This is a genomic window from Streptomyces sp. NPDC007917, from assembly GCF_042959105.1.
In the GTDB taxonomy this organism is placed as follows: Bacteria; Actinomycetota; Actinomycetes; order Streptomycetales; family Streptomycetaceae; genus Streptomyces.
Genome location: NZ_JBIBKK010000003.1, coordinates 67,684 through 92,128, shown reverse-complemented (window position 1 = coordinate 92,128; position 24,445 = coordinate 67,684). Strand labels below are relative to the sequence as shown.

Below are 24,445 nucleotides of genomic sequence, written 5' to 3'. Positions count from 1 at the left end.
CCCTGCCGAACCGGCTCGCCTCCTGAGCAGATACGACCGAAATCCGGTTGGCACCGGGGCCCGCCCCCCGGGATAGTCCGCTGGTGACCATCCCCTCGGCCTCACGCCGCCCCCGCCGCCCCGCCTGGGCCGGCCGCAACTACACCCTGCTGACCGCCGCCGCCGTGGTGACGGGCCTCGGCAACGCCGGAGCCCTGATCGCGGCGGCGTTCGCGGTCCTGGACGCCGGCGGGGACAGCGGCGACGTCGGCCTCGTCGCCGCAGCCCGCACCATCCCGCTCGTGGTCTTCCTGCTGATCGGCGGCGCGGTCGCGGACCGGCTGCCACGGCACCGCGTGATGGTCGCGGCCAACACCCTCAACTGCCTGTCCCAGGCCGCGTTCGCGGCGCTCGTGCTGTCCGGCGAGGCACGGCTGTGGCAGATGGCCGTGCTCTCCGCGCTCGGCGGCACCGGGCAGGCGTTCTTCTCCCCCGCCGCCGAGGGCATGCTGCTCTCCACTGTGAGCGGCGAGCAGGCCGGCCGCGCCTTCGCGGTCTTCCGGATGGGCATGAACGGCGCGCAGATCGGCGGCGCGGCGCTCGGCGGCGCGCTGATCGCGGCCTTCGGCCCCGGCTGGGTGCTGGTCGTCGACGCCGCCGCCTTCGCCCTCGCCGGAGCCCTGCGCGCCTTCCTCGACGTCGGTCCGGTGGCCAGGCGCGAGAGCGGCGGGATGCTGCGGGATCTGCGCGAGGGCTGGCAGGAGGTGGCCGGCCGGGCCTGGCTGTGGAGCATCGTGGTGCAGTTCTCGGTGGTCAACGCCGTGGTGGCGGCGGCCGAGGCGGTGTACGGACCGCTGGTCGCCGAGGAACACCTGGGCGGCGCGCGGCCGTGGGGGCTCGCCCTCGCCGCGTTCGGCGTCGGCACCGTCCTGGGCGGGCTGCTGATGACGCGCTGGAAGCCGCAACGGCTGCTGCTGGTGGGCACGGTGTGCGTGTTCCCGTTCGCCCTGCCGTCGGCCGCGCTCGCCGTCCCGCTGCCCGCTCCCGCCCTGTGCGCGGTGATGTTCGTCGGCGGCCTCTCCATCGAGGTGTTCGGGGTGTCCTGGATGACCGCGCTGCACCAGGAGATCCCCGAGGACAAGCTGTCGCGGGTCGCCGCGTACGACTGGTTCGGCTCGGTGTCCATGGTTCCGGTCGCCACGGCGCTCGCGGGCCCGGCCGAGAGCGCCTTCGGCCGCACCGCCGCGCTGTGGGGGTGCTCGGCGCTGATCCTGCTGCTGACCCTGGCCGTGCTGGCGGTGCCGGAGGTACGGCAGCTGCGGCGGCGCACCCCCGCGCCCGCAGCCATCCACGCCGAGCCCGCCCAGCCCGCCGAGCCCGCCGCTCCCACTGCGGAGAGCGTCGTCCCCGGCCAGGCGGAAGGGCCGGAGCCGGTCAGCCGACGCTGAACGCGCCGCCCGGCGGCTCCGGCGAGGGCACCGCGTCCACATCCCGTACGGGCGCCGCCCCGTGGACGAAGCGCTCCAGCGCCGCCCCGTGCTCGACCCGCGCGGGGAAGGCGTCGGCGGCGGTGCGGCGGGCCAATTCGTCGACCGGCAGTTCGTGATCCGAGGCCACGAGCACCGCGTTGCCGAACCGGCGGCCGCGCAGCACGGCGGGCTCGGCGATCAGGCACAGATGGGCGAAGGCCGCCTGCAACGTGGCCACTTGGGAGCGCAGGAAGGCGAAGGGCGCGCTGTCGGCGAGGTTGGCCGTATAGCGGCCGCCCGGCCGCAGCACCCGGGCGGCGGCGCGGGCGTACTCGACGGAGGTGAGGTGCGCCGGGACGCGCGAGCCGCCGAAGACATCGGCCACGATCACATCGGCGGACGCCTCGGGTGCGGCCTCGAGCGCGGTACGGGCGTCCGCCCGGCGCACCGCGATCCCCGCCCCGGCGGGCAGCGGCAGCCGCTCGGCGACCAGCTCCAGCAGTTTGCCGTCGGCCTCGATCACCTCCTGGCGCGAACCGGGGCGGACGGCCGCCGTGAAGCGCGGCAGGGTCAGCGCCCCGCCACCCAGGTGCAGCACGTCCAGCGGGGCGCCGGGGGCGCCGGTGAGCTCCAGCACGTGCCCGAGCCGCCGCGCGTACTCGAACTCCAGGTGGGTGGGGTCGTCCAGGTCGACGTACGACTGGGGTGAGCCGTCCACCGTGAGCAGCCAGGCGCGCGGGCGGTCCACGTCGGGCATCAGCTTGGCGGTGCCGCCGTCCACATCCCTGATCACCGGTATCGGCTCGTCCACGCTCATATTGTGCCGGGTGAAACGCGTGGTCACGGCCGGGGCCCGCCCCGGTACGGCCGGCCCCCGGGTGTACCGGGGGCCTCCGTACCGGGGCGGCCGGGCGCTCAGGGCTGGTCGGCCACCTCGGTCACCGCGGTCACCGTGCCCGCGCCCACCGTGCGCCCGCCCTCACGGATCGCGAAGCCGAGGCCGGACTCCAGCGGCAGCGCGCGCCCGAGCTCGACCTCCATGGTGACGGTGTCACCGGGCCGGGCCACACCCGTCGCGCCGAGGTCGACATCGCCGACCACATCGGCCGTACGGATGTAGAACTGCGGGCGGTAGCCGGTGGTGACCGGCGTGCGCCGGCCGCCCTCCGCCGTCGACAGGACGTACACCCGCGCGGTGAAGCGCCGCCGGGGCACCACACTGCCGGGCGCGGCGACCACATGGCCGCGCCGCACCGCGTCCCGCGCGACGCCCCGCAGCAGCAGCGCCACATTGTCCCCGGCCTCGGCGAACTCCATCGGCTTGCCGAACGTCTCGACGCCCGTGACCACCGTCGTGGTGCCGGCACCCAGCACCTCCACGCGGTCGCCGACGCGGACCGTGCCGCGCTCGACGGCGCCGGTGACGACCGTGCCGCGCCCGGTGATGGTCAGGACGTTCTCCACCGGGAGCAGGAACGGCGCGTCGGTGTAGCGCACCGGCATCGGCACATAGGTGTCGACCGCGTCGAGCAGGGCCTCGATGGAGCCGGTCCAGCGCGGGTCTCCGGCCAGCGCGCGCAGCCCGGAGACCCGGATGACGGGCGTGGCCTCGCCGGGGTAGCCGTGCGCGGACAGCAGCTCGCGCACCTCGAGCTCGACGAGGTCGGTGAGGTCAGGGTCGCCCGCGTCGGCCTTGTTGAGGGCGACCACGATGTGGTCCACCCCGACCTGACGGGCGAGCAGGACGTGCTCGGCGGTCTGCGGCATGACGCCGTCGAGCGCCGAGACGACGAGGACCGCACCGTCGAGCTGGGCCGCGCCGGTCACCATGTTCTTGATGAAGTCGGCGTGGCCGGGCATGTCGACATGCGCGTAGTGGCGGGTGTCGGTCTCGTACTCGACGTGCGCGATGTTGATGGTGATGCCGCGCGCCGCTTCCTCGGGCGCCCGGTCGATGCGCTCGAAGGGGACGTATGTGCCGCCGGTGCCGCGCTCGCTGAGCACCTTGGTGATGGCGGCGGTCAACGTGGTCTTGCCGTGGTCGACATGGCCGATGGTGCCGATGTTCAGATGCGGCTTGGTGCGCACATAGGCCTGCTTGGACATGCTCCCGTTCCTCCTCGGAACAGCGATGGGCGATAAGGCGGTAAGGAGGACCCCAGGGCCGGACCGACCCTCCCCTGGTGGGGCCCGGTCGGAGCTGTCCGGGGAGGGTCAGAGTCGGGCGCCGTCGAGGCAGACGGACGCGCAGGCCGCTGCGGGGAGCGCGAGGTGAACGGCGGCAGCCTTCGGCGCGTCCGCGACCGCGGACACGAGCTCGAAGAAGGGCTGCCGGAACATGCCGCTGATCGTCTCGTATCGCGGGACGCCCGTCGAATGGTTTTCCCGGCCCGGGCCCCGCGACCTGGAACCCCTCGCCGCACGGCCGGGTCCCGCGACCTGCAATCCCCTGTCGCACGGCCCGTGTTCCATGGCCTGGATCCCCACGACCCGGCCTGCCCGTTCATGCCGGTCGGTTACGCTCCTTCGGTGCTCGATGTCGCCGCCCCGCCCGCACCAGCGCCCGCCGCACCGGCCGCGCGCCGCGCCCGCGCGCTGTTCTCCCCGCGGTTGCGCCTGTGTCTGCTGGTGGCTCTGCTGGCCGGCGCGGCGGGCGGGGTCTGGGCGTGGCAGCCGCACCGGCTGCTGGCCCAGGGGTGGCCGCCGCAGCTGTCCGGCGCCACGGCCGTGGTGGTGTTCGTGGCCGCGTACGGGGGCTGCGCCGCGGCCCTGGTGCCGCGGCCGCTGCTGAATCTGGCGGCGGGGGCGCTGTTCGGCTCGTCCATGGGGCTCGCCGCGGCGGTGGCCGGCACGGTGCTCGCCGCCGGTGTCTCGTTCGGCCTCGGCCGGCTGCTGGGGCAGGACGCGCTGCGGCCGCTGCTGCGCGCCCGCTGGCTGGCGGCGGCCGACCGGCAGCTGAGCCGGCACGGGTTCCGGTCGATGCTGGCGATCCGGCTGTTCCCCGGCGTGCCCTTCGCCGCGGCGAACTACTGCGCCGCCGTGTCACGGATGGGCTGGCTGCCCTTCCTGCTGGCGACCGGCCTCGGCAGTGTGCCGAACACCGCCGCGTACGCGGTGGCCGGAAGCCACGCCACCACCCCGACCTCGCCGGTGTTCCTGGCCGCGCTGGCGTGTGTGGCGCTGCCCGCCCTCGTGGGTTTCGTGGTGGCCTGGCGCAGGCGGGGCCGGCTCGGCGGCACCGCTCGGAAAACCGGTCGGTGCGCTCCGCCGGTGGCCGGAAGGCCAGGGTCTTAGGAGGGCTCTTACCAAGGGACGGTACGCTGCCGGACGACCGGCGTTGATCCACAGCGGCCGGTCTCCCCGTCGGCCACCCCGCCTGACCCGCCGCTGCGCCGGTCAGTGCATGATCAGCCTTGGATAGCGTAGACGCGATGTCGTGGTTCGAATCATTCATTCTCGGACTGGTCCAGGGGCTGACCGAGTTCCTGCCGATCTCCTCCAGCGCCCATCTGCGGCTGACCGCCGCCTTCGCGGGGTGGAACGACCCCGGCCCCGCCTTCACGGCCATCACCCAGATCGGCACCGAGCTCGCCGTGCTGATCTACTTCCGCAAGGACATCGCCAACATCGTCTCGGCGTGGTTCCGCTCGCTCTTCAACAAGGAGTGGCGCGGCCATCATGACGCCCAGATGGGCTGGCTGGTGATCGTCGGCTCGATACCCATCGGTGTGCTCGGGGTGACCCTCAAGGACCAGATCGAGGGACCGTTCCGTGATCTGCGGCTCACCGCCACCATGCTGGTGGGGATGGGCCTCATCCTGGGCTTCGCCGACTGGCGGGCGGCCCGCGACGAGAAGGGCGGCAGGCACCGCGCCCCCGTGCAGCGCAAGACACTGCGCGAACTCGGCATCAGGGACGGTCTGATCTTCGGTGTCTGCCAGGCGATGGCGCTGGTGCCCGGCGTCTCCCGCTCCGGCGCGACGATCAGCGGCGGCCTGCTGATGGGCTATACGCGCGAGGCGGCGGCCCGCTACTCGTTCCTGCTCGCGGTGCCCGCGGTGCTGGCCTCCGGAGCGTACGAGCTGAAGGACGCCTCGGACGGGCACACGGCGTGGGGCCCGACCATCTTCGCGACGGCTGTCGCTTTTGTTGTGGGTTATGCGGTCATCGCATGGTTCATGAAGTTCATCAGCACCAAGAGCTTCATGCCGTTCGTCGTCTACCGGGTGGTGCTGGGTATCGCGGTGTTCGCGCTCGTCGCCTTCGGTGTGCTGAGCGCCCACGCGGCCGAGTCCGCGGGCTGACGGAAACCTTCCCCAGACGGAAACCTTCCCCATAGGACAGGGAGAGACAGGAAGAGGGGGTGGGCCGCCGGCCGAGGAGGGAGGAGTCCGGCGGCCCCTTCGCCCAGGTCTGGGGCACCTGAGCGGGCTGTAGGGAGACTCAACCACCTCGCCGCGTGACGCGGGAGGGTGTGCGGTAGATATATGCATGCACTCTGATCACACGGGGTGTGAATCCATCACACTCCGTGCGAGCCTTACCCAAGGCTGTGCATCGCCTCGATCACCCCGGCCAGCTCGGTCAGCGAGTCGACGCACCAGTCCGCCATCGCCGCGTCGGTCGACCCCGCCCACAGATGTCCCCACGGACCGCGCCGGACATGGGCCGCCAGCAGCCCGGCGGCCTTGGCGGGACGGATGTCCAGCGCGGGGCGGTCTCCCACGTACACGGTCTCGTGCGGCGCGGCCCGGGCCAGGTCCACGACATGGCCGAAGAACCGGGGATCGGGTTTGGCGACGCCCCACTGGGCGGAGGTGGCGACCTGGTCCACCGGCAGCTCCAGCGCGCGCAGCAGCTCACCCGCGCGCTCCGTCTGATTCCCGGCCACCACGAGCCGGACCCCGAGCGCCCGCAGCGCGCCCAGGGCCGGCCGTACGTCCGGATACAGATCCGCCTCCTCCAGGCGCTCCCCGCGGCCGGCCGCCTCGCGCGCCCGCCGCTCCGCCCGGATGTCCACCCCCGGCCGCGCGAGCCGGATCGCCTCCGCGTCCTCCCACCCCCGTGCGACCACCGCTCCGACCAGGGCGGACAGCGTATGCCGGGGAACCCCCAGCCAGTCCGCCCACGACGCCCAGTACCGGTCCTCGCGTACCAGAGTCGAGCCGACGTCGAAGACGATCGCGGCCGGCACGGACCCCGCGCTACGAACCACCCGGCCCGCCGAATCCGTCGCCGCGCGCGCCGCCCTCCCAGTCCGCGTACCGGATCCTGGGCCGCTCCAGCACCTCTCCGAGCGTCGCCCACTCGTCCTTGCCCAGCCGGGCCAGCGGACGCAACCTGGTCACCTCGGGGTGGCCGTCGTCCATGACCTGCTCATCGACCGCGGCGTGCACCACCCGGCCGAACACCACGGTGGAATCCCCGAGCCGCACCGTGCTGTGCAGCTCACACTCCAGCGCGACCGACGAGGCCGCCACGCGCGGCGGCTTCACCCGCAGACTCGGCTCCCGCGCGATGCCCACCGCCTCGAACTCCCCCATGTCACGCGGAAAGTCCGTCGCCGTCTCGTTGATCTGCTCGAACAGCTGCTCGGGGGCGAAGTTCACCACGAACTCCCCGGTCTCCTCCACATTGCGCAGCGAGTCCTTGCGCCCCACGGAGGTGAACTGCACGATCGGCGGGGCCACGCAGGCGATCGTGAAGAAGGAGTGCGGCGCCAGATTGCAGGTCCCGGCGGCCGAAACGGTGGACACCCAGGCGATGGGCCGGGGGACGACCACGGAGGTCAGCAGCTTGTAGAAGGGGGTGCGGCCTACGGCCTCGGGATCGAATTCGATACGCATACCGCCCAGTATCCGCACATACGGCGGCCCATCCCAAGGGCGGCTCGCGGCCTCACCCGTCCCGTGGGGACATCGCGGCGGGCCGCGCCCCTAGAGGGTCCACGTCCCGATGCGCGACGCGTCGAGCCCTGTGCGGTCCATCTGCCACGTCACGGACGCGATCTTCGCGCTCTTCGGCACATCGAAGATCACCCAGCCGGTGGCCCGTTCCCCCGGCGAGAGAGTCATCGTGATGCTCAGGGACTCGCCGACGGTGGGATCCCCGGGTTTGCCGTTGTGTGCCGTTCCGGCCGTGTCGACGACCGTCGGGGGGGAGTACGGGGCGTCGCTGTAGGTGACCTTGCCGGTGTTCACGATCGTGAACTCCGCTGCGACCAGGCGGTTTCCGTTGGCAGGATCGAAGTAGGGGCCTTGGGCCTTCGCGTTGTCCACGAACTTGTTCAGCGTGACATCGGCCGTGGGCGCGATCGATTCACCCAGGCCCACGATTCCCACGAGCGAGAGAGTGTCGCCGAGCTTGCCGGCCGTCGAGCTCGCCTGGCTTGGCGCGGCCTCCGGCGACTTCTCACCGCCGGGTTCGGCGGCCGCGCTGGAGTGGGTGCCCTTCTTCGTCGTCCCGGCCTTGTCGCCGCCCCCGTCCGACCCATTACAAGCGGTGAGAGCGGCGGTGAGTGCGACGACCGCCGCGGCGGCAGCGATGGAACGGTGCATGGAATCCCCCGTACATTCCGTGAGTTCAGATCGGTGGCGACATCACCAAATCCTTGTACACAACAGTGCGCCTGGGATGTGCGTTCTGTAACTGAACGGTGCCAACGAAGGTTGTATCCCGGGCGATTGACGTCAACACGTGATCATACGATGTGTCCATGCCACACGAGGAGAACGACGAAGCAGTCGCCCCCCGCGACGCGGACCCGCGGCGCGGCACTCCTCGGCCCGCCGCCTGGGTACGTATCCTCGCGGTCGTCGCCCTGGTGTCGGCGGCGGTCAACCTGCGGCCCGCCGTCACCAGTCTCGGCCCCGTGCTCGAGGAGGCTCGCGACGACCTCGGGATGAGTGCCACCGTCGCCGGGCTGCTCACCTCGGTACCGGCGGTGTGCTTCGCTCTGGTCGGCTTCGGCGCGCCCCGGTTGGCTCGCCGGTACGGCTCCCACGGCGTCATCGCGGCCGGTCTCATGGCGATCGCCACCGGTCTGGCCCTGCGCTCGTTCGCCGCGGACACCGTCCTGTTCGTCACGCTGAGCGCCCTCGCGCTCGCCGGGATCGCGGTGGTCAACGTCCTGCTCCCGGTCGTGGTCAAGCAACGCTTCCCGGACCGGGTGGGCGCGATGACCGGCCTGTATGCCATGGCGCTCAACCTCGGCGCCTCGACCGCCGCCGCCGTCACCGTCCCGCTGGCCCGGGTGTCCGGGGGCGGCTGGCGGGTCGGCCTGGGCGCCTGGGCGGTCCTGGCCGCCGTCGCCGTACCGGCCTGGGTCGCCCTCGCCCGGGAGAGCACCGGATCCACCGTCCGAACACCGGAGTCCGAGTCCGAGGCGCCGGACGCCACGCCCGCCGTCCCGCTCACCCGCCAGCCGACCGCCTGGGCACTGGCCGCCTACTTCGGTCTGCAGGCCACCGCCGCGTACGTCATCATCGGCTGGCTGCCGCAGATCTTCCGGGACGCCGGGGTCTCCGCACAGACCGCCGGCCTGCTCTTCGCCGTCACTTCGGTGCTCGGGGTGCCCCTGTCGTTCGTGCTGGCCGCTGTGGCGGGAAGGCTGCGTCACCAGAGCGGAATCGCCGCGGCCCTCGGAGTGTTCGGGCTCGCCGGATATGCCGGACTGTGGGCGGCGCCCGCCGCCGCGCCCTGGCTGTGGGCCGTCCTGCTCGGCGTCGCCAACTGCTCCTTCCCGCTCGCCCTGACCATGATCGGAATGCGCGGACGGGACAGCGCGACGGTAGTCCGGCTGTCCGCCTTCGCGCAGAGCGCCGGCTATCTGCTGTCGATCCCCGGCCCCATCCTGGTCGGAGCGCTCTACCAGCACAGCGACGGTTGGCGGGCGCCGCTCGCCTGCATGGCGCTGCTCATGCTGCCGCAGCTCGTGGCGGGTCTGCTCGCAGGCCGCGACCGGCAGATCGGCTGACCTGCTGACACGGGTGCGCGAGAGCGCCGGGGCCCGGCCTGCGGGCTCCCGTCATCCGGGCCCCGCCGCACCGGCCCGCTCGCGGGCGGCGCGCTCGCGGACGGCGCGCTCGCGGTGGCGGGCCGCGGGGTGGTCATCGGGGACCCTGGCTCGGCCCGCGCCCTGGATGCCTTCGCGCAGCGTGGAGCCGTCGTAGGCGTACGGGAGGCGGCCCCGGGCGCGCAGTTCGGGCACCACCAGGTCGACGAAGTCGGTGAAGGTGCCCGGAGTCGTGGCGTAGGCGAGGTTGAAACCGTCGATGTCGGCCTCTTCCACCCAGCGTTCGAGCTCGTCCGCGACGGTCGCCGGGGAGCCGACGACGACCGGTCCGATGCCGCCGATGCCCAGGTATTGGGCGACCTGTTCGGGGGTCCACCGGCGGGAGGGGTCGGCGGTGGAGAAGATCTCCAGGGCGGAGCGGACCGCGTCGGTGTCCACGTACTCCAGCGGCTCGTGCGGGGCGAGCTCGGACAGGTCCAGGCCGCTCCAGCCGCCGTAGAGGGCGAGGGCCCCCTCGTAGGAGGCGTACGAGATGAGGTCGGCGTGCTTGGCCCGGGCCTGCTCGTCCGTGGGGGCGGTGATCGCGGTGAGCAGGATGTAGATCTTGACGCCGTACGGGTCCCGGCCCCCGGCGGCCGCCTTGGCCCTGATGTCGTCGACGATGCGGCGCGTGGCGCGCGGACTGACCGCGTTGATGAACACGCCCTCGCCGTGCCGGGCGGCGAAGGCCCGTCCGCGCGGTGAGGCGCCGGCCTGGAAGATGACCGGGGTGCGCTGCGGGGACGGTTCGCTGAGGAAGACGCCGGGCACGCTGAAGTGCCTGCCCTTGTGCCCGATCTCGCGGACGCGGGCGGGGTCGGCGTAGACGCCGCGCTCCCGGTCGCGGACCACGGCGTCGTCGTCCCAGGAGTACTCCCACAGCTTGTAGCAGACCTCCAGGAACTCCTCCGCGATCTCGTACCGGTCGTCGTGGCCCACCTGCCGGTCCAGCCCGAGGTTGCGGGCGGCGCTCTCCAGATAGGAGGTCACGACGTTCCACGCGACGCGGCCCTTGGTGAGGTGGTCCAGGGTGGTGAGGGTGCGGGCGAGTTTGTAGGGCTGTTCGTAGGTGAGGGACACGGTGATGCCGAAGCCGAGGTGCTCGGTGACCGCCGCCATCGCGGAGACGGCGGGCAGCGGATCGGAGAGCGGGATCTGCGCGCCCTGGCGGACGGCGGCGTCGCGTGAGCCCTGGTAGACGTCGTACACCCCGAGCACATCGGCGATGAAGAGCGAGTCGAAGCCGCCCCGCTCCAACAGCCGTGCCAGATCGGTCCAGTACGCCAGGTCGGTGTAGCGGTGGGCCTGGTCGTCGGGGTGCCGCCACAGCCCGGGCGACTGGTGGCCGACGCAGGCCATGTCGAAGGCGTTCAGATGGATGCGGCGGGCGGGACGGGCGGAAGGGGTCACTTGACGGCTCCGGAGGACAGGCCGGCCACCAGCCGGCGCTGAGCGGCCACGGCGAGGACGTAGACGGGGGCGATGCCGACGAGGGAGACGACGGCCTGCTGCCCGAACTCGACGTTCTTGTCGCCCTGGAAGAGGGAGAGCACCACCGGCAGCGTCTGCGAGCCGCTGTCCTGGGCGAAGCTGAGGGCGAAGAGGAATTCGTTGTAACTGAGGAAGAAGCAGATCAGGGCCGCCGCGGCGACACCGGGGGCGATCAGCGGCAGGACGATCCGGCGCAGGCTCGCCCAGGTGCCGAGCCCGTCGAGCCAGGCGGCCTCCTCGATGTCCCGGGGCACCTTGCGGACGAATCCGTCGAGCAGCCAGATCGCCACCGGCACGTTGGCGAGCCCGTCGACGAGCACGAGCCCGGTGACGGTGTTGTTCAGCTCCAGGTTTCGCAGCAGGAAGAACAGCGGGAGGATGGCCACGACCGGGGGCGCGCAGTAGCTGGACAGGACCAGGGAGGCGAGCCTGCCGCCGGCGCGCCCGGCCCGGGCGGTGAAGTAGGCGCCTGGCACGGCGATCAGCAGGGTCAGCAGGACCGAACCCGCCGCGACGGTCCACGAGTTGGCGACGTAGTGGCCGAGGTCGACGGCGCGGAAGGCGTCGGGCCAGTTGCGCCAGTACAGGTGTGACGGCAGCAGGCCGCCGTTGAGCACATCGTCCCGGGAGCGCACGGACAGCGAGGCCACGTATCCCACCGGGACCGCCGAGACGAGGGCGATCGCCACCAGCGGCACGGTGATCGAGGCCCCGCGGCGGCGCGTCGTGCGGTGTGCGTCGTGGCGCGTGGTACGGCGCGTCATGCGACTCGTCATATCGCCACGTCCATGTGCCGCTTGCGGCGCACCGTGACGGCGCCGGCGACCAGGCCGATCAGCAGCGAGAAGAGGACCGTCGCGGCGGCGGCCCGGCCCACGTCGAATTCCTGCAACGCGGTCCGCTGGATGTCGAAAGTGCTGGTGGTGGTGGAGAAACCGGGGCCGCCCGCGGTGACGACGTAGACGATGTCGAACACCTTGAAGCCGATCACGAGCTTGAGCGTCAGCACGGACAACAGGGTCGGCTCGATGTACGGCAGCACCACCGAGCGTGCGGTGCGCCAGCGCCCCGCCCCGTCCAGCGACGCGGCCTCGCGCAGCTCGTCGGGCACCCCCAAAAGGGCCGCGTAGGTCAGCAGCATGACGAACGGCGTCCACTGCCAGCTGTCGATGACGATCAGCGTGACGAACGCGCTGGTGCTCCCGCCGAGCGGGTTGACGCCGGGGAGTGAGAGCTCGTGCAGGGCCTCGTTGAGGGCGCCGCCGACCGGGGCGAGCAGCAGCTTCCACGCCACGCCGACCATGACGGGCGGGGTGACCAGGGGCAGCAGCAGGAGGGCGCCCAGCGCCCCGGGCCGCCGGGCCCGGGCGCGCAGCAGGAACGCGAGCGCGGTGCCCAGCACCAGCTGGACCGCGGCGGCGGCCACCGCGAAGAGCACCGACCGCCACAGCGAGGCCGTGAAGGACTGGCTCTCCAGGGCCGAGCGGAAGTTGTCGAAGCCGGTCCAGCGCTGGAGCGGCTGCGCGAGGGTGGATTCGCTGAACGCGAGGCCGATCAGATAGACCAGTGGATAGGCGGCGAAGACCAGCAGGAACACCACGCTGGGCGCGGCGAGTGCGCGGGGCACACGGGTGGCGGTGGCGTTCTGGGTCATCCGCCCGACCCGTTCAGCTTCCTGGTCCACGTCCGCTGGGTGTTCTCCAGCGCCTGCTTCGCGCTCTGCTTGCCCTGGAGCCCCAGGGCGAGCTCGTCCACGAGGCTCTGGAGCAGTTGCGGGGCCTTGGGCACGGTCGGCCACGGGAGCGGATCTCCGGCGAGGCCGGTGCGGACGACCTCGTACGAGTCGGGGGACGCCTTCTTGAACGCGTCGGAGTTCAAGGTGCTGGTCCGGATCGGGTCCGCGCCCGCGTCGGCCTTGCCGAGCACCAGGAGGTTCTGCTGGGCGGCCGTGGCCCACTTGATGAAGGCGGCCGCGGCCTCCTTCTTCTTCGACGCCGTGGAGACCGCCAGCCCGAAGCCCGCGTCCAGCGAGGTGCGCGGCTTGGTGTTGTCGCCGCCGACGGGGAGCGTGGTGACGCCCCACTTGCCGGCGACCTTGGACTGCTGGGGGTCCTCGGCGCGCTTGGCGAAGTCCGTCCAGAAGTCGAGCATGGCGCCCTTGCCGTCGAGGAAGGCGGGCAGCGCCTGGTCGAAGCCGATCTGCAGGGGGGTGGGCAGGGCGTAGGGCGCGGCGTCGAAGAGCGCCTGGGCGGCGGCGAGGGCCTCGGGGGTGTCCAGGGTGGGCTTGCCGGAGGCGCCCTTGTCGAGGAAGGTGCCGCCGTACCCGGCGAGGCGGTTGGCGAAGTCGCAGCCGAGGATGACGGGGACCTGCTGGGCCTCGATGATGGTGCCGTAGTACTTGCCTTTGGCGTCCTGAGTGATCTTCTTGGCGACCTCGCGGTAGTCGTCCCAGGTCCGGGGCGGCTCGACCTTGTGCCGTTCGAAGATCTCGGTGTTGTAGAACAGGATGTGGGTGTCGCCGTCGTAGGGCAGGCCCCACCGCTTGCCGTCGTAGAGGGTGTAGGTGTCGTAGAGCGAGGGCAGGAAATCGGCGGTGTCGATGTCCTTGTGGGCCTTGATGTAGGCGGTGAGGTCCTCGATGACCCCGCCCTGGGCAAGCGTGCCGACGGCGGCGTACCAGTACATGAACACGTCGAACTGGCCCGCGCCGGACTGCACATCGAGGATGGCCTTGGACGTCAGCTTGTCGTACGGGACCGGGGTGACCTTGAGCTTGGCGCCGGTGGCCTCCTCGAACGGCTTGCTGAGGTACTGGAACGACAGGGCGTTGGGCTGGTTGGCGAGGATCTTGAGGGTGACCCCGTCCAGGTCGGGCTTGGCGTTCGGGTCCAGCGTGGCGCCCTCGGAGGTACCGCAGGCGGTCAGCAGGGGTCCGGCGGTGGCAAGGGCGGCGACGCCTGTGGAGGCGCGGAGGAGCTGTCTGCGGGTGAGCGGGGACATGTCGGTGGTTCTCCGGTTCTCCTGAGAAGTTACGTGTACAGGGTGAACGGCGGGTGGGCGCCGTTGAGGAAGTGGTCGCCGACCTCGCGGAGCTTGTAGGCGACCGGGTCGTGCAGGGTGTGGGTGCGGGCGTTGCGCCAGAAGCGGTCGAAGCCGTGTGCCGAGGCGGTGGAGCGGGCTCCGGTGACCTCGAGGATCCGGCCGGTGATGTCCAGCGCGGCCTGGGTGGCGGCCACCTTGGCCGCGGCGACGGTGACGGCGATCTCACCGCGCTCGTGTCCGGTCAGCTCGTGGCCGCGGTCGAGCCCGCGCTGGACGGCCTCGGCGGCCTGGTCGGCCAGGGCGCGGGTGGCGCGGGCGGCGACGGTCAGTTCGCCGTAGGTGGCGAGTACGTACGGGTCCTGGGTGGCCGACTCCACGCCGGACAGCAGCCAGGGCCGGGTGGTGGTACGGGTGTACTCGGCCGCGGCGGCCAGCGCGCCCTCGGCGATGCCGAGGTAGAAGTGGACGAAGACCAGTTGGATGGCGGGGGTCACCAGGGTGGCGAACGGGGACAGCACCCCGTCGTCCTGGGAGAGCGAGCCAAGGATGTCGTCGGCCGCGACCGGCACCGCCCGGAACTCCACGCTGCCGCTGGCCGACAGCCGCTGGCCGAAGTTGTCCCAGTCGTCGTTCCGTACCACCCCGGGGTGAGCCGGGTCGACGAGGACGACCAGCGGCTCGCCGGTGTCCTGGCGGGTCGCGCCGACCACGAGCCGGTCGGCGACCCGGGCGCCGGTGGCGAAGCTCTTCCGCCCGTCGAGCCGGAAGCCGTCCCCGTCCGGGATGAGCTGGACATCGGGGTCGCGTGGGTTGAAGGCGCCGCCCCACAGCCAGCGGCCCTCGGCGGCGGCGCGCTCCACGCGCTCGGTGTGGGCGGCGCTGCCGAAGAAGCGGACGTTCCAGGAGAGGAGGTAGTGGTATCCGATGAGCTGGCCGATCGAGCCGTCCCCGGCGGCGATCTCGCGGATGACGGCGTAGGCGGTGCGCCAGTCGGCTCCCCCGCCACCGAGCTCGGCGGGGATGAGGAGGGTGAGGAGCCCGGCCTCGCGGAGCCGGTGGGCCTCGTCGAACGGCGGCCGGTTCGCCCGGTCGCGCGCGACGGCGTCCTCGGTGAGGCCGGCGGCGACCGCGCGGGCGGTGGCGACCCACTCCTCGTGGGTGGTGGGCGCGGCGGGTGGCGGTGCGGTGCTGGGCAGCGTTGTCATGGGTCGTTTCCTCAGATGATGCCGTTGGCGGGCGGGGTGACGCCGTTGAGGGCGTGGTTGCCGAGGTGCTGGATCTTCCAGCGGCGCGGGTCGTGGAGGGTGTGGGTGCGGGCGTTGCGCCAGTGCCGGTCGAGGTTGCCGCCGCGCAGCGCGGAGCGGGTGCCGATCAGCGCGAACACATCGCTGGAGACGGTGACGGCCGCTGTGTCGGCCTGGGCGCGGGCGGCGGTGACGGCCAGGGACGCCTCGGTGGCGAGGCGTTCGTCGGCGGGGGCGCGGCGGGCCGCGTCGATGGCGGCCCCGGCCCGCTCCAGCAGTGCCTCGGCGGCCCGTACGAGCAGGGTCAGTTCGCCGAATTTCTGGATGACCAGCGGCTCCTCGCTCGCCCGGTCGGCCCCGGACTCACCCCAGGGCCTGGCGATGGTGCGGATCAGCTCCCCGCCCTCCTCCAGCGCGGCGCGGGCGATTCCGGTGTCCACGGCGGCGTGGATGAACTGGCCGAAGGCGCCGAACACTTCGGGCCGCTCGAAGGTGAGGTGATGCGGCACGACCCGGTCTTCGGGCACGTGTACGTCCTTCAGCCGTACGGTGCCACTGGCGGTGGTGCGCTGGCCGATGCCGTCCCAGTCGTCGATGACGCTGACGCCGGGTGCGTCGCGCGGCAGGAAGGCGGCGGTGAGCCGGTCGTCCGGGCCCAGGGCGAAGACCGGGACCCAGTGGGCGAACAGCGCGCCGGTGGCGTAGTTCTTGACACCGGTCAGCCGGTAGCCGTCACCGGACGGGTCCGGTACGAGCCTGGTGGCGAACTCCAGGGCGTGTTTGGTGCCCTTCTCGGCCAGGGCGTTGCCGAACCTGCGCCCGGCCAGCAGCTCGGCGTAGAAGAAGTCGTGCTGCCGTGGCGTCCCGTTCTCTTTGAGTACCTCCACGAAGAAGAAGTGGTTCTGCGGGATCTGCCCGATGCTGGAGTCCGCCGCCGACAGCAGCCGTACGACCTCGCCGAGGGTGCCGGCGCCGACCTCGGCGCCGCCGTGGCCGCGGGGCACGGTGATACCCAGCAGTCCGGAGTCCGACAGCTCGTCGAGTTCGGCGCGCGGCAGGACGCGTTCGGCGTCGCGCAGCGCGGACTTGCGGGCAAACGTGGCAGCCAGCTCGGCGGCGGTCTCGATGGCCTCGGCGTCGCTGGTGATCACATGGGCCATCAGGAGCTCCCAGAGGCGGCGAACGGGATCTGGGCGGTGATCTGCTCGTCGCCGCGGAAAGGGTGGTGCCAGAGGCCCCGCTCACGCAGGATCGGCAGCACGCCCTCGCCGAACCAGTACGCCTCTTCCAGATGCGGGTATCCGGACAGGATGAACTCGTCGAGGCCCAGGGCGTGGTACTCGGCGATCCGGTCGGCGACCTCGGCGTGGCTGCCCACCAGCGCGGTCCCCGCCCCGCCGCGCACCAGCCCGATACCGGCCCACAGATTGGGGTGGATCTCCAGCCCGTCCCGGCCCCCGCCGTGCAGCGCGAGCATCCGCTGCTGCCCCTCGGACTCACTGCGGCCCAGACCCTCCTGCACCGCCCGAACGGTCTCCTCGTCGAACCCCTCCAGCAACCGCCGCGCCTCGGCCCACGCCTGCTCCGCGGTGTCCCGCGTGATCACATGCAGCCGGATGCCGAACCGCGGGCTCCGCCCTTCCTTCGCGGCCAGCCCCCGCACCCAGGCGATCTTCTCCGCCACCGCGCCGGGCGGCTCCCCCCAGGTGAGGTAGACATCCGCGTGCCGGGCCGCCACCACTCCCGCCGCGGGCGAGGAGCCGCCGAAGTACACCTCGGGGACGGGGTCGGGCAGCCGGGCCAGCTTGGCGTCCTCCACCCGCAGATGCTCACCCGCCACATCCACGGTCCTGCCGTCCCACAGATCCCGGACGATGCCCAGGAACTCGCCGGTGCGCGCGTACCGGGCGTCCTTGTCGAGGAAGTCGCCGTACGCACGCTGCTCGTGGCTCTCGCCACCGGTGACCACATTCAGCAGCAGCCGCCCGCCGGTCTGCCGCTGATAGGTCGAGGCCATTTGCGCGGCGAAGGTGGGCGACAGGAACCCCGGCCGGAAGGCGACCAGGAACTTCAGCCGCTCCGTGCGCTGGCTGACCATGGCCGTGGTCAGCCACGCGTCCTCGCACCAGGCGCCGGTCGGCGTGAGCGCCCCCACGAACCCCAGGTCCTCGGCGGCACGGGCGATCTGGGAAAGGTAGCCCACGGTCGGCGGCCGGTCGCCACCGGCCGCGGTGACCGGGGTGCCATGGCCGCCGCCGACGACATGGCGGCTGTCGCCGTTGGTGGGCAGGAACCAGTGGAAGGTGAGACTCACGTGGGAACTCCGTTCAAGGTGGCGTGGGGGTGGGTAGGTGGCGTGGTCCTCAGAGCAGGCCGTGGCGGGGTGGCCTGGTGCCGTTCAGGACGTAGCGGCCGATGTGCTGGACCTTCCACCGCGGCGGGTCGTGCAGAGTGTGGGTGCGCGCGTCCCGCCAGTGGCGGTGGAGGCCCAGGGTGTCCAGCGCCGAGCGGGTACCGGAGACCTCGAAAAGGGCGCTGCCCACCTCCACGGCGGCGTTCGCCGCCGACACCTTCGCCGCGGCCACCGCGATCGACGCCTCGGCGGCCGTGTCGTCGGTCAGGTCCGCCCGCGCCGCGTCCACCGACCGCGCGGCGGCGGCAAGCAGCGCTTCGGCGGCCCGTACCTGGATCGCCAGCTCGCCGAACCGCTGGACCAGCAGCGGGTCCTCGGCGGCCGTGTCGTATCCCTCGTCGATGCTCTCGAACCAGGGGCGGCTCTTCGTGCGGACGAACTCCACGGCCTCCGCGAGCGCGCCCGCGGCGATCCCCGCGTCGATGGCGGCGTGCAGCAACTGCGCGACGGCACCGTGGAGCTGCGGGCCCTCGAAGGTCAGGTGGTGCGGGACGACCCGATCGGCGGGGACGGGCACGGTGTCCAGCCGCACCGTGCCACTGGCGGTCGTGCGCTGGCCCATGCCGTCCCAGTCGTCCACCACCGTCACCCCGGGGGCATCCCGCGGTACGTAGGCGACGTGCAGCTTGTCGTCCTCCGCCCGGGCGAGCACGGGAATCCAGTCGGCGAACAGGGCGCCCGTGGAGTAGTGCTTGACACCGGTCAGCAGGTACGAGCCGGGGGCGCCGGGGTTGGGCTCCAGGCGGGTGCGGATGTCCTGGACGTGCTTGGTGCCCGCCTCGGACTGCGCGTTGCCGAACCGCTTGCCCGCCAGCACCTCCCCGAAGAAGAAGTCCCGCTGATCCGGGGTGCCCTGACGGCGCAGCACATTGACGTAGACGAAGTGGCTCTGCGGGATCTGGGCGAGGCTGGCGTCGGCGGAGGCGAGCAGCCGGAAAATCTCGGCGAGCGTCTCGTGGCGGACGTCCGCTCCGCCGTACTCGGCGGGCACCGTCACGGCGAGCAGTCCCGAGGCGGACAGCCACGCCAGCTCGGTGCGCGGGAGCCGACGCTGGGCGTCCCGCTCGGTGGCGCCCGCGCGGAACCGGGTGGCCAGTTCAGCGGCGACCGCCAGGGCCTCGGCGTCGTCGGAGATCACGGTGACGGCACTCATCCGGTGGCCGCCAGCAGGGTCGTACGGCCCCCGAGGGCGGCGGAGAACCGGTCGACGACGTGTCGCAGGGCCTCGGCGGAGCCGGGGGCGACGGTCAGTGTGCCGCCGTCGCCCGTCTCGATGTCCTTGTCGAGGGTGAACCACCCGGGGACGATGTGCCCGGCCCCCATGGAGCTGAGCACCGGACGCAGCGCGTAGTCGATGGCCAGGACGTGGGCCGTGGTGCCGCCGGTGGCCAGCGGCAGCACGGTCTTGCCGTCGAGCGCGTACTGCGGGAGCAGGTCCAGCAGCGACTTCAGCAGACCGGAGTAGGCGGCCTTGTAGACGGGAGTGCCGATCACGACCCCGTCCGCGCGGGCGAAGAGGGCCGTGGCCCGGGCGATGGCCGGATGCCCGAAGTCGGCTCCGAGCAGCGCTTCGGCTGGGATGTCGCGGACGTCCAGCGGGGTCACCTCATGTCCCTGGGACGTCAGCCGGGCGTCCAGGTGGCGCAACAGCCGGGCGGTGCGGGAGGTGGCGGAGGGGCTACCGGAGACGGACAGGACAGTGGCCATGAAGAACCCTTCGACGGGTGGTGCTGGGCGGTGTACGGGGCATGGGGAACTCGGGTGAGTGAAATGCCGTGCGGGCAGGGGGAATCGACGCCGGGCGTTTCCTGCGGGTGCCGTTCGATTCCGGCGCGGGGGCCGGTTGTGGTGAATTCAGGCGTGCCGAAATGACGGCTGCGAGATCAGGTCAGCACGGCGGCGGAATTCGTCCGCGACCGGTTTTGAAGAGAGGGCGCGAGACGCGACCCGTCCGATCACCGGCTCGGCCGGGGAGATTTCGGAGAAGGAGCGGGGGCCGCATGCGGCCCTCGAGGTCCGCTCAGGCGCAACAGCGACAGAAGGAGCTGGAGACACGCAAGAGATCGACGTGACGTCGCTGCGTGAGGTCCTGTCGCTTCATATCTCCGATCCAACCAACGGGAAGTCCGGGCGGTCAAGAGGCCCAGGCGTGATTCCATATCGCGGACACAGGCGCTGTCCTGCGGAAATACTGTGCGCCTCACTCTTAAGATTACCCGGGACCGCCGCGATGTGGTGAGTCGGTAATCACGAGGCGGTGATAGGGATCCCCTTGAACGCCGCGCCTCGGGCGGGCATTCTGCTGTGGTGCGGATCGAACAGCTCGAATACATCGCCGCGGTCACCCGGATCGGCTCGCTCCGCCGGGCCGCCGAGGAACTGCATCTGTCCCAGCCGGCGCTGAGCGAAACCGTCCGGAATCTGGAGCGGGAGCTCGGTGTCGATCTGTTGGAGCGCAAACGTTCCGGGGCGAAAATCAGCGATGAGGGGCGCGAGCTGCTGCCGCACATCATGAGCGTGCTGGACGCGGTGGACCGGCTGCGCAGCGCGGCCGACGACCAGCATCGCATCAGCCGCATGGTCCGGGTCGGCACGGTCAACGCGGCGACCGTGCCGCTTCTCATACCGAGCGTGCGCACATTCCGCGAGACGCACCCGGGGACCCAGGTCGAGGTGGTCGGGGCGCAGCAGGCCGAGATCCATCGGGGCCTGCTGGAGGGCTCGTTCGACCTGGGTCTGGTGAACTACCTCCGGGGCGATGACATGCCGCCCGGCTTCGAGACCACCGAGCTGCTGTGCGGGCGCCCGGTGGTGTGCGTCCGCCCGGACAGCCCGCTGGCCGCCCTGGATGCGGTGGGGGCGGCCGATCTGCTGGCGGAGCCGCTGATCGTGATGCGGTCGGGGTATGTCATGCACCGCTATGTCCACCGGCTGCTCGACGGGCGGACGCCGTCCTTCTCGTACTCCACCGACGGCGCCGAGATGGGCAAGCTGATGGTCGCCGAGGGCTTGGGAGCCACGGTGCTGCCGGACTTCAGCGTCATCGGCGATCCGTTGGAGCGCTGCGGCTCCATCACTTTCCGGCCGCTCGCGGGGGATGGGACCGAGGTCCTCCTCGTCGTGCAGCGCCGTCTGGCCGGGTCCGTCCCCCGCGCCGCTCGCGACCTTCACCAGCTCTTTGTGCGAGGCGCTCACGCGCACCGTGCGGCGGGTTGACCCGGTTCGTGGACGTCGCCGCGGTGGAGCGTCGTGGGGCGCGGGAGCCGTGCGGCCCCGCGCCCCGGATCGGTCACTTGTTGGTCTTGGGCAGGCCCGGCGGGTTGATCTCCGACTTCTTGATGGCCTCGGCCGACAGGCCCCAGCGCTTCAGCACCTTCGCGTAGGTGCCGTTGTCGATGATCTCGTTGAGCGCCGAGTTCAACGCTTTGACCAGTCCGTTGTCCTTCTTGGTGGTGGCCGCGATCAGACCCTGGAGGGTGGCGCCGGCGCCGGAGTAGGTGCCGACGATCTCGGTCTGCCCGGCGGCGGCCACATGGTAGGCGGCGGTCGGGTTGGGGCCGAGGAAGAGCTCGATCCGGCCGGAGGCGAGCGCGAGGTAGGTGTCGCTCTGGTTCTGGTAGTACTTGATCTTCACCGGCTTGCGGCCGGCCTTCACGTTCTCCTCGCTCCACTCGACCAGCAGCTTCTCCTGGTTGGTGCCGGTGTCCACCGCCACGGTTTTGCCCGCCACGTCCTTGGGTCCGGTGACCTTCAGACCGCTGCTCTTCTTCGCCTCGAAGGCCAGGTCGTCCTTGCGGTAGCTGGCGAAGTCGTACTTCTCCTTGCGCTCCTCGGTGTCGGTGATGTTGCTGAAGCCGACGTCGTACTTGCCGCTGTCCAGGCCGACGAACATGTTCTCCCACGACACGCTGTTGAGATGCGGCTTGAGGCCCAGCACATTGGCCACCAGATAGGCCAGGTCGGGCTCCACCCCGATCATCGTCTTGTTGTCGGTGGCGTAGAAGGTCAGCGGCGCGGAGGAGTCGGTGGAGTCGACGATCTCCAGGGTGCCTCTCTTGCGTATCTCCGCGGGCACCTGTGCGGCGATGGAGTCCACCTTGGGGGTGGTGATGCGCTTCTGGTCCGCACTCAGGTTGATCTTCGTACGGGTGCCGTTCTTGGCCTTGACCTCGGTCGTGCCGCCGTCCGAGGGGTTGCTGCAGGCGGCGAGGACGAGGGCCGCGGCGAGCGAGAGGGTGGCGGCGGAGCGGCGGGTGAGGCGGGTGGACACGGGTGGATCTCCTTGCTTCAACGGGGGACGGGGACCTGTCACAGGACCTTGGAGAGAAAAGCGCGGGTGCGCTCGTGGCGCGGCGCGTCGAGAACGGCCGTGGGCGGCCCCTGTTCCACGACGACGCCGCCGTCCATGAACACCACCGTGTCTGCGACCTCGCGGGCGAAGCCGATCTCATGGGTCACGACGATCATGGTGGTGCCGGTCCGCGCCAAGTCCTTGATCACATCCAGGACCTCGCCGACCAGTTCCGGGTCGAGTGCCGAGGTGGGCTCGTCGAACAGCAGCACCTTGGGTTCCAGGGCCAGCGCACGGGCGATGGCCACGCGCTGCTGCTGGCCGCCGGACAGTTGGCGGGGGTAGGCGCCGGCCTTGTCGGCGAGCCCGACCCTCTCCAGCAGCCGCGCGGCGCTCGCCACGGCCTCCTTGCGCGGGCGGCGAAGCGCGGCAATGGGGGCCTCGATGAGGTTCTCCTCCACGGTGAGGTGCGGGAAGAGGTTGAAGTCCTGGAAGACGAACCCGATATGGGTGCGCTGCCGCAGGACCTCCCGCTCCTTCAGCTCATGCAGCCGGTTGCCCGACCTGCGGTAGCCGATCAGCTCGCCGTCGATGCTGATCCAGCCGCGGTTGACCTTCTCCAGGTGGTTGATGGTGCGCAGCAGCGTGGACTTCCCGGACCCGGACGGGCCGAGGACCACGGTGACCTCACCGGTGCGCACCTGGAGGTCCACGCCGCGCAACACCTCCAGCGGCCCGAAGCTCTTGTGGACCCCGCGCACCTCCACCATCACCTCACTCATGACCGCCTCCCAGGGGCGCGGCCGGCCGGCGGCGCTGGGCGGCCGCGGCCCGCCGGTTCGCCACCAGGCGCCGGGCGCGCTGGAGCGGGGTGGGGGGCGGGGTGCGCTCGGCGCCCCGTGCGAAGTGGCGCTCGACGTAGTACTGGGCGACCGAGAGCACGGAGGTCAGGAACACGTACCAGGCGGTGGCGACCATCAGCAGCGGGATCACCATGCCGTTGCGCCCGTAGATGACCTTGACCTGGTAGAAGAGCTCGCCGATGGCCATCACGTACACCACCGAGGTGCCCTTGAGCAGGCTGATGATCTCGCTGCCCGCGGTGGGCAGGATGGCTCGCATGGCCTGCGGCAGGACGATCCGCCGGATCTGCCGCAGCCTGGGGATGCCGAGCGCCGCCGCGGCCTCCAGCTGGCCCCGGTCGACCGAGAGGACACCACCGCGGACGATCTCCGCGCAGTAGGCCGCCTGGTGGAGCGTCAGGCCGATGAGGGCCGCGCCGATGGTCCCGATCAGGTCGTTGCTGCTGACGGACCAGAACACCGGGCCGAAGGGGATTCCGATGCCCAACTCCCGGTACAAGGCACCGAGGTTGAACCAGAACACCAGCTGGACGATCATCGGGATGGAGCGGAAGATCCAGACGTAGGTCCAGGCCACGGTGCGCAGCACGGGGCTGGCCGACAGCCGCATGAACGCCAGCACCGTGCCGAGCGCGAAGCCGAGCAGCATCGAGTAGGCGGTGAGCTGCAACGTCACGCCGACGGCGGTGACGATGGTCTCGGACAGTACGTATTCGCCGAACACCTCCCACTGCCAGACGGGGTTGGTGACCAGCCCATGGAGGAACTGGACGGTGAGGACCAGGACCGCGAGGGCGGCGGCCCAGCGGGCGTAGTGGCGGGTGGGCACGACCTTCAGCGAGGCCAGATCCTCGTGGTCGGTGCGGGCCGGGTCGCTGTCGTGATTCTCGTGCCGGGCGGCGAGGTGGTCCTCGTGTCGGTCGGTGAGGTGCTTTTCGAACGGGAGCGGGCCGATGGTCTCCGGGTCGGCCTCCGTGTCGAACAGCGGTGTGAAGCCACTGGCCAGATACAGCCCGCGGGCCTCGGGCTGGCGCGGTCCGGTGGTCAGGTAGATCCGCCGGTAGCCCCGGGCGCTCGCCTCGCGCTCCAGCTCGGCCACGACCCGGCGGGCGAAGCCGCGCCGCCGGTGTGCGGAGTGCGTCCAGATACGTTTGAGCTCGGCCGTGTTCTCGTCGTACCGGCGGAAGGCCCCGCCCGCGACGGGTTCGCCGTGCTCCAGCAACAGCAGCAGCGCCCCGCCGTTTGGCGTGGTGAACTCCTCGTCGGGGTAGCGGGCGAGTTCGGAGTGTGCGTCCTTGCCGTAGCGGGTCGAGTACTCCTCCCCCAGTTCGCGCAGCAACGGCCGTACGCGCGGATCGGACACCGGGACTTGAACCACCGTCAGCTCGGGCGGTTTCAGTGGAGAGGGCGGCGGTTGCGCGACGGAGGTCATCCGCATGGCCTTTCGGGGAGGTGGACGGGGAGCGGACGCGGGTAGCCCGCGGCCGCCCTGGGCGCCGGCCGAGACGGCGGCGGAACAGGGGCATGAGGGAAGTGGCAGCACACGGACCGCCCGGGCGCGGTGGCGCGGGTACGGGCTCACACGGCGCCGTCCGCGCGC

At 71.5% G+C, this 24,445-nt stretch carries 24 protein-coding genes; 5 read left to right on the top strand and 19 right to left on the bottom strand.

Translation table 11 applies throughout. The annotated features are described in order from the left end of the window. The first annotated feature begins 83 nt into the window (after window positions 1-83). Window positions 84-1,427, top strand: coding sequence for an MFS transporter (locus ACFZDL_RS06365; RefSeq protein ID WP_353593147.1), 1,344 nt, complete (start codon window positions 84-86; stop codon window positions 1,425-1,427). Here the strand turns inward: ACFZDL_RS06365 and ACFZDL_RS06360 are convergent. The 3 genes from ACFZDL_RS06360 to ACFZDL_RS06350 form a co-directional block, all read right to left on the bottom strand. Next, window positions 1,414-2,265, bottom strand: a complete 852-nt coding sequence (locus tag ACFZDL_RS06360) for a fused MFS/spermidine synthase (protein ID WP_391190708.1) — start codon at window positions 2,263-2,265, stop codon at window positions 1,414-1,416. The genes ACFZDL_RS06365 and ACFZDL_RS06360 overlap by 14 nt on opposite strands. A 98-nt stretch (window positions 2,266-2,363) precedes the next feature. Beyond that, entirely contained in the window at window positions 2,364-3,554 is a 1,191-nt protein-coding gene (tuf, locus tag ACFZDL_RS06355) for an elongation factor Tu (RefSeq protein WP_353593145.1), read from the bottom strand. Window positions 3,555-3,662: 108 nt separating this feature from the next. Further along, window positions 3,663-3,788 (bottom strand): hypothetical protein, encoded by a 126-nt coding sequence (locus ACFZDL_RS06350; protein ID WP_353593144.1) that lies wholly within the window; start codon window positions 3,786-3,788, stop codon window positions 3,663-3,665. Between the two features lie 165 nt (window positions 3,789-3,953). Between ACFZDL_RS06350 and ACFZDL_RS06345 the strand changes: the two genes are divergently transcribed. Both ACFZDL_RS06345 and ACFZDL_RS06340 read left to right on the top strand, forming a co-directional pair. Continuing rightward, a complete protein-coding gene (locus ACFZDL_RS06345) occupies window positions 3,954-4,742 on the top strand; it encodes a TVP38/TMEM64 family protein (protein WP_353593143.1) in 789 nt (262 codons plus the stop codon). Window positions 4,743-4,879: 137 nt separating this feature from the next. Then, window positions 4,880-5,752, top strand: a complete 873-nt coding sequence (locus ACFZDL_RS06340) for an undecaprenyl-diphosphate phosphatase (RefSeq protein ID WP_353593142.1) — start codon at window positions 4,880-4,882, stop codon at window positions 5,750-5,752. Window positions 5,753-5,988: 236 nt separating this feature from the next. Here ACFZDL_RS06340 and ACFZDL_RS06335 read toward each other — a convergent pair whose 3' ends face one another. The 3 genes from ACFZDL_RS06335 to ACFZDL_RS06325 form a co-directional block, all read right to left on the bottom strand. After that, window positions 5,989-6,642 (bottom strand): HAD family hydrolase, encoded by a 654-nt coding sequence (locus ACFZDL_RS06335; protein ID WP_353593141.1) that lies wholly within the window; start codon window positions 6,640-6,642, stop codon window positions 5,989-5,991. A 10-nt stretch (window positions 6,643-6,652) separates the two neighbouring features. Further along, a complete protein-coding gene (locus tag ACFZDL_RS06330) occupies window positions 6,653-7,294 on the bottom strand; it encodes a flavin reductase family protein (protein ID WP_353593140.1) in 642 nt (213 codons plus the stop codon). 90 nt (window positions 7,295-7,384) lie between these two features. Beyond that, window positions 7,385-8,005: a DUF4352 domain-containing protein gene (locus tag ACFZDL_RS06325; RefSeq protein WP_353593139.1), complete on the bottom strand. Its 621-nt coding sequence runs from the start codon at window positions 8,003-8,005 to the stop codon at window positions 7,385-7,387. Between the two features lie 158 nt (window positions 8,006-8,163). On the opposite strand from ACFZDL_RS06325, the gene ACFZDL_RS06320 reads away from it, so the two are divergent. Next, the gene (locus ACFZDL_RS06320) at window positions 8,164-9,423 is read left to right on the top strand and encodes an MFS transporter (protein WP_353593138.1); all 1,260 of its coding nucleotides are present in this window, start codon (window positions 8,164-8,166) and stop codon (window positions 9,421-9,423) included. 51 nt (window positions 9,424-9,474) lie between these two features. Here the strand turns inward: ACFZDL_RS06320 and ACFZDL_RS06315 are convergent, their stop codons facing one another. From ACFZDL_RS06315 to ACFZDL_RS06270, 10 genes are all read right to left on the bottom strand, one after another. Next, window positions 9,475-10,911 carry an LLM class flavin-dependent oxidoreductase gene (locus tag ACFZDL_RS06315; RefSeq protein ID WP_353593137.1) on the bottom strand — a complete coding sequence of 479 codons (1,437 nt, stop codon included), beginning with the start codon at window positions 10,909-10,911 and terminating at the stop codon, window positions 9,475-9,477. Continuing rightward, on the bottom strand, window positions 10,908-11,756 hold the full coding sequence (locus ACFZDL_RS06310) for a carbohydrate ABC transporter permease (protein WP_353593136.1): 849 nt from the start codon (window positions 11,754-11,756) through the stop codon (window positions 10,908-10,910). The genes ACFZDL_RS06315 and ACFZDL_RS06310 overlap by 4 nt, the downstream gene beginning before the upstream one ends. An 8-nt stretch (window positions 11,757-11,764) precedes the next feature. Then, window positions 11,765-12,676 (bottom strand): sugar ABC transporter permease, encoded by a 912-nt coding sequence (locus ACFZDL_RS06305; RefSeq protein WP_353593135.1) that lies wholly within the window; start codon window positions 12,674-12,676, stop codon window positions 11,765-11,767. Beyond that, window positions 12,643-13,992: a sugar ABC transporter substrate-binding protein gene (locus ACFZDL_RS06300; protein ID WP_353593134.1), complete on the bottom strand. Its 1,350-nt coding sequence runs from the start codon at window positions 13,990-13,992 to the stop codon at window positions 12,643-12,645. The genes ACFZDL_RS06305 and ACFZDL_RS06300 overlap by 34 nt, the downstream gene beginning before the upstream one ends. 29 nt (window positions 13,993-14,021) lie before the next feature. Further along, the gene (locus ACFZDL_RS06295) at window positions 14,022-15,239 is read right to left on the bottom strand and encodes an acyl-CoA dehydrogenase family protein (RefSeq protein WP_353593133.1); all 1,218 of its coding nucleotides are present in this window, start codon (window positions 15,237-15,239) and stop codon (window positions 14,022-14,024) included. A gap of 11 nt (window positions 15,240-15,250) precedes the next feature. Then, window positions 15,251-16,438, bottom strand: coding sequence for an SfnB family sulfur acquisition oxidoreductase (locus tag ACFZDL_RS06290; protein ID WP_353593132.1), 1,188 nt, complete (start codon window positions 16,436-16,438; stop codon window positions 15,251-15,253). Then, window positions 16,438-17,592 (bottom strand): LLM class flavin-dependent oxidoreductase, encoded by a 1,155-nt coding sequence (locus ACFZDL_RS06285; RefSeq protein ID WP_353593131.1) that lies wholly within the window; start codon window positions 17,590-17,592, stop codon window positions 16,438-16,440. Before ACFZDL_RS06285 ends, ACFZDL_RS06290 begins: the two co-directional genes overlap by 1 nt. A gap of 49 nt (window positions 17,593-17,641) precedes the next feature. After that, a complete protein-coding gene (locus ACFZDL_RS06280; protein ID WP_353593130.1) occupies window positions 17,642-18,844 on the bottom strand; it encodes an SfnB family sulfur acquisition oxidoreductase in 1,203 nt (400 codons plus the stop codon). Beyond that, on the bottom strand, window positions 18,841-19,398 hold the full coding sequence (gene ssuE, locus ACFZDL_RS06275) for an NADPH-dependent FMN reductase (RefSeq protein ID WP_353593129.1): 558 nt from the start codon (window positions 19,396-19,398) through the stop codon (window positions 18,841-18,843). The genes ACFZDL_RS06280 and ssuE overlap by 4 nt, the downstream gene beginning before the upstream one ends. Window positions 19,399-19,711: 313 nt before the next feature. Then, a complete protein-coding gene (locus tag ACFZDL_RS06270; RefSeq protein ID WP_353593295.1) occupies window positions 19,712-19,792 on the bottom strand; it encodes a putative leader peptide in 81 nt (26 codons plus the stop codon). Window positions 19,793-19,998: 206 nt separating this feature from the next. Here ACFZDL_RS06270 and ACFZDL_RS06265 point away from each other — a divergent pair, with 206 nt between their 5' ends. Continuing rightward, entirely contained in the window at window positions 19,999-20,907 is a 909-nt protein-coding gene (locus tag ACFZDL_RS06265; RefSeq protein WP_353593128.1) for a LysR family transcriptional regulator, read from the top strand. Window positions 20,908-20,980: 73 nt separating this feature from the next. On the opposite strand, the gene ACFZDL_RS06260 is transcribed toward ACFZDL_RS06265, so the two are convergent. Genes ACFZDL_RS06260 through ACFZDL_RS06250 form a run of 3 tightly spaced genes read right to left on the bottom strand, consistent with a single transcriptional unit; the run spans window position 20,981 to window position 24,277 of the window. After that, window positions 20,981-21,961, bottom strand: a complete 981-nt coding sequence (locus ACFZDL_RS06260) for an ABC transporter substrate-binding protein (protein ID WP_353593127.1) — start codon at window positions 21,959-21,961, stop codon at window positions 20,981-20,983. A gap of 38 nt (window positions 21,962-21,999) precedes the next feature. Beyond that, entirely contained in the window at window positions 22,000-22,764 is a 765-nt protein-coding gene (locus tag ACFZDL_RS06255) for an amino acid ABC transporter ATP-binding protein (protein ID WP_353593126.1), read from the bottom strand. Next, the gene (locus tag ACFZDL_RS06250; RefSeq protein ID WP_391190529.1) at window positions 22,757-24,277 is read right to left on the bottom strand and encodes a GNAT family N-acetyltransferase; all 1,521 of its coding nucleotides are present in this window, start codon (window positions 24,275-24,277) and stop codon (window positions 22,757-22,759) included. Before ACFZDL_RS06250 ends, ACFZDL_RS06255 begins: the two co-directional genes overlap by 8 nt. Window positions 24,278-24,445 lie beyond the last annotated feature (168 nt).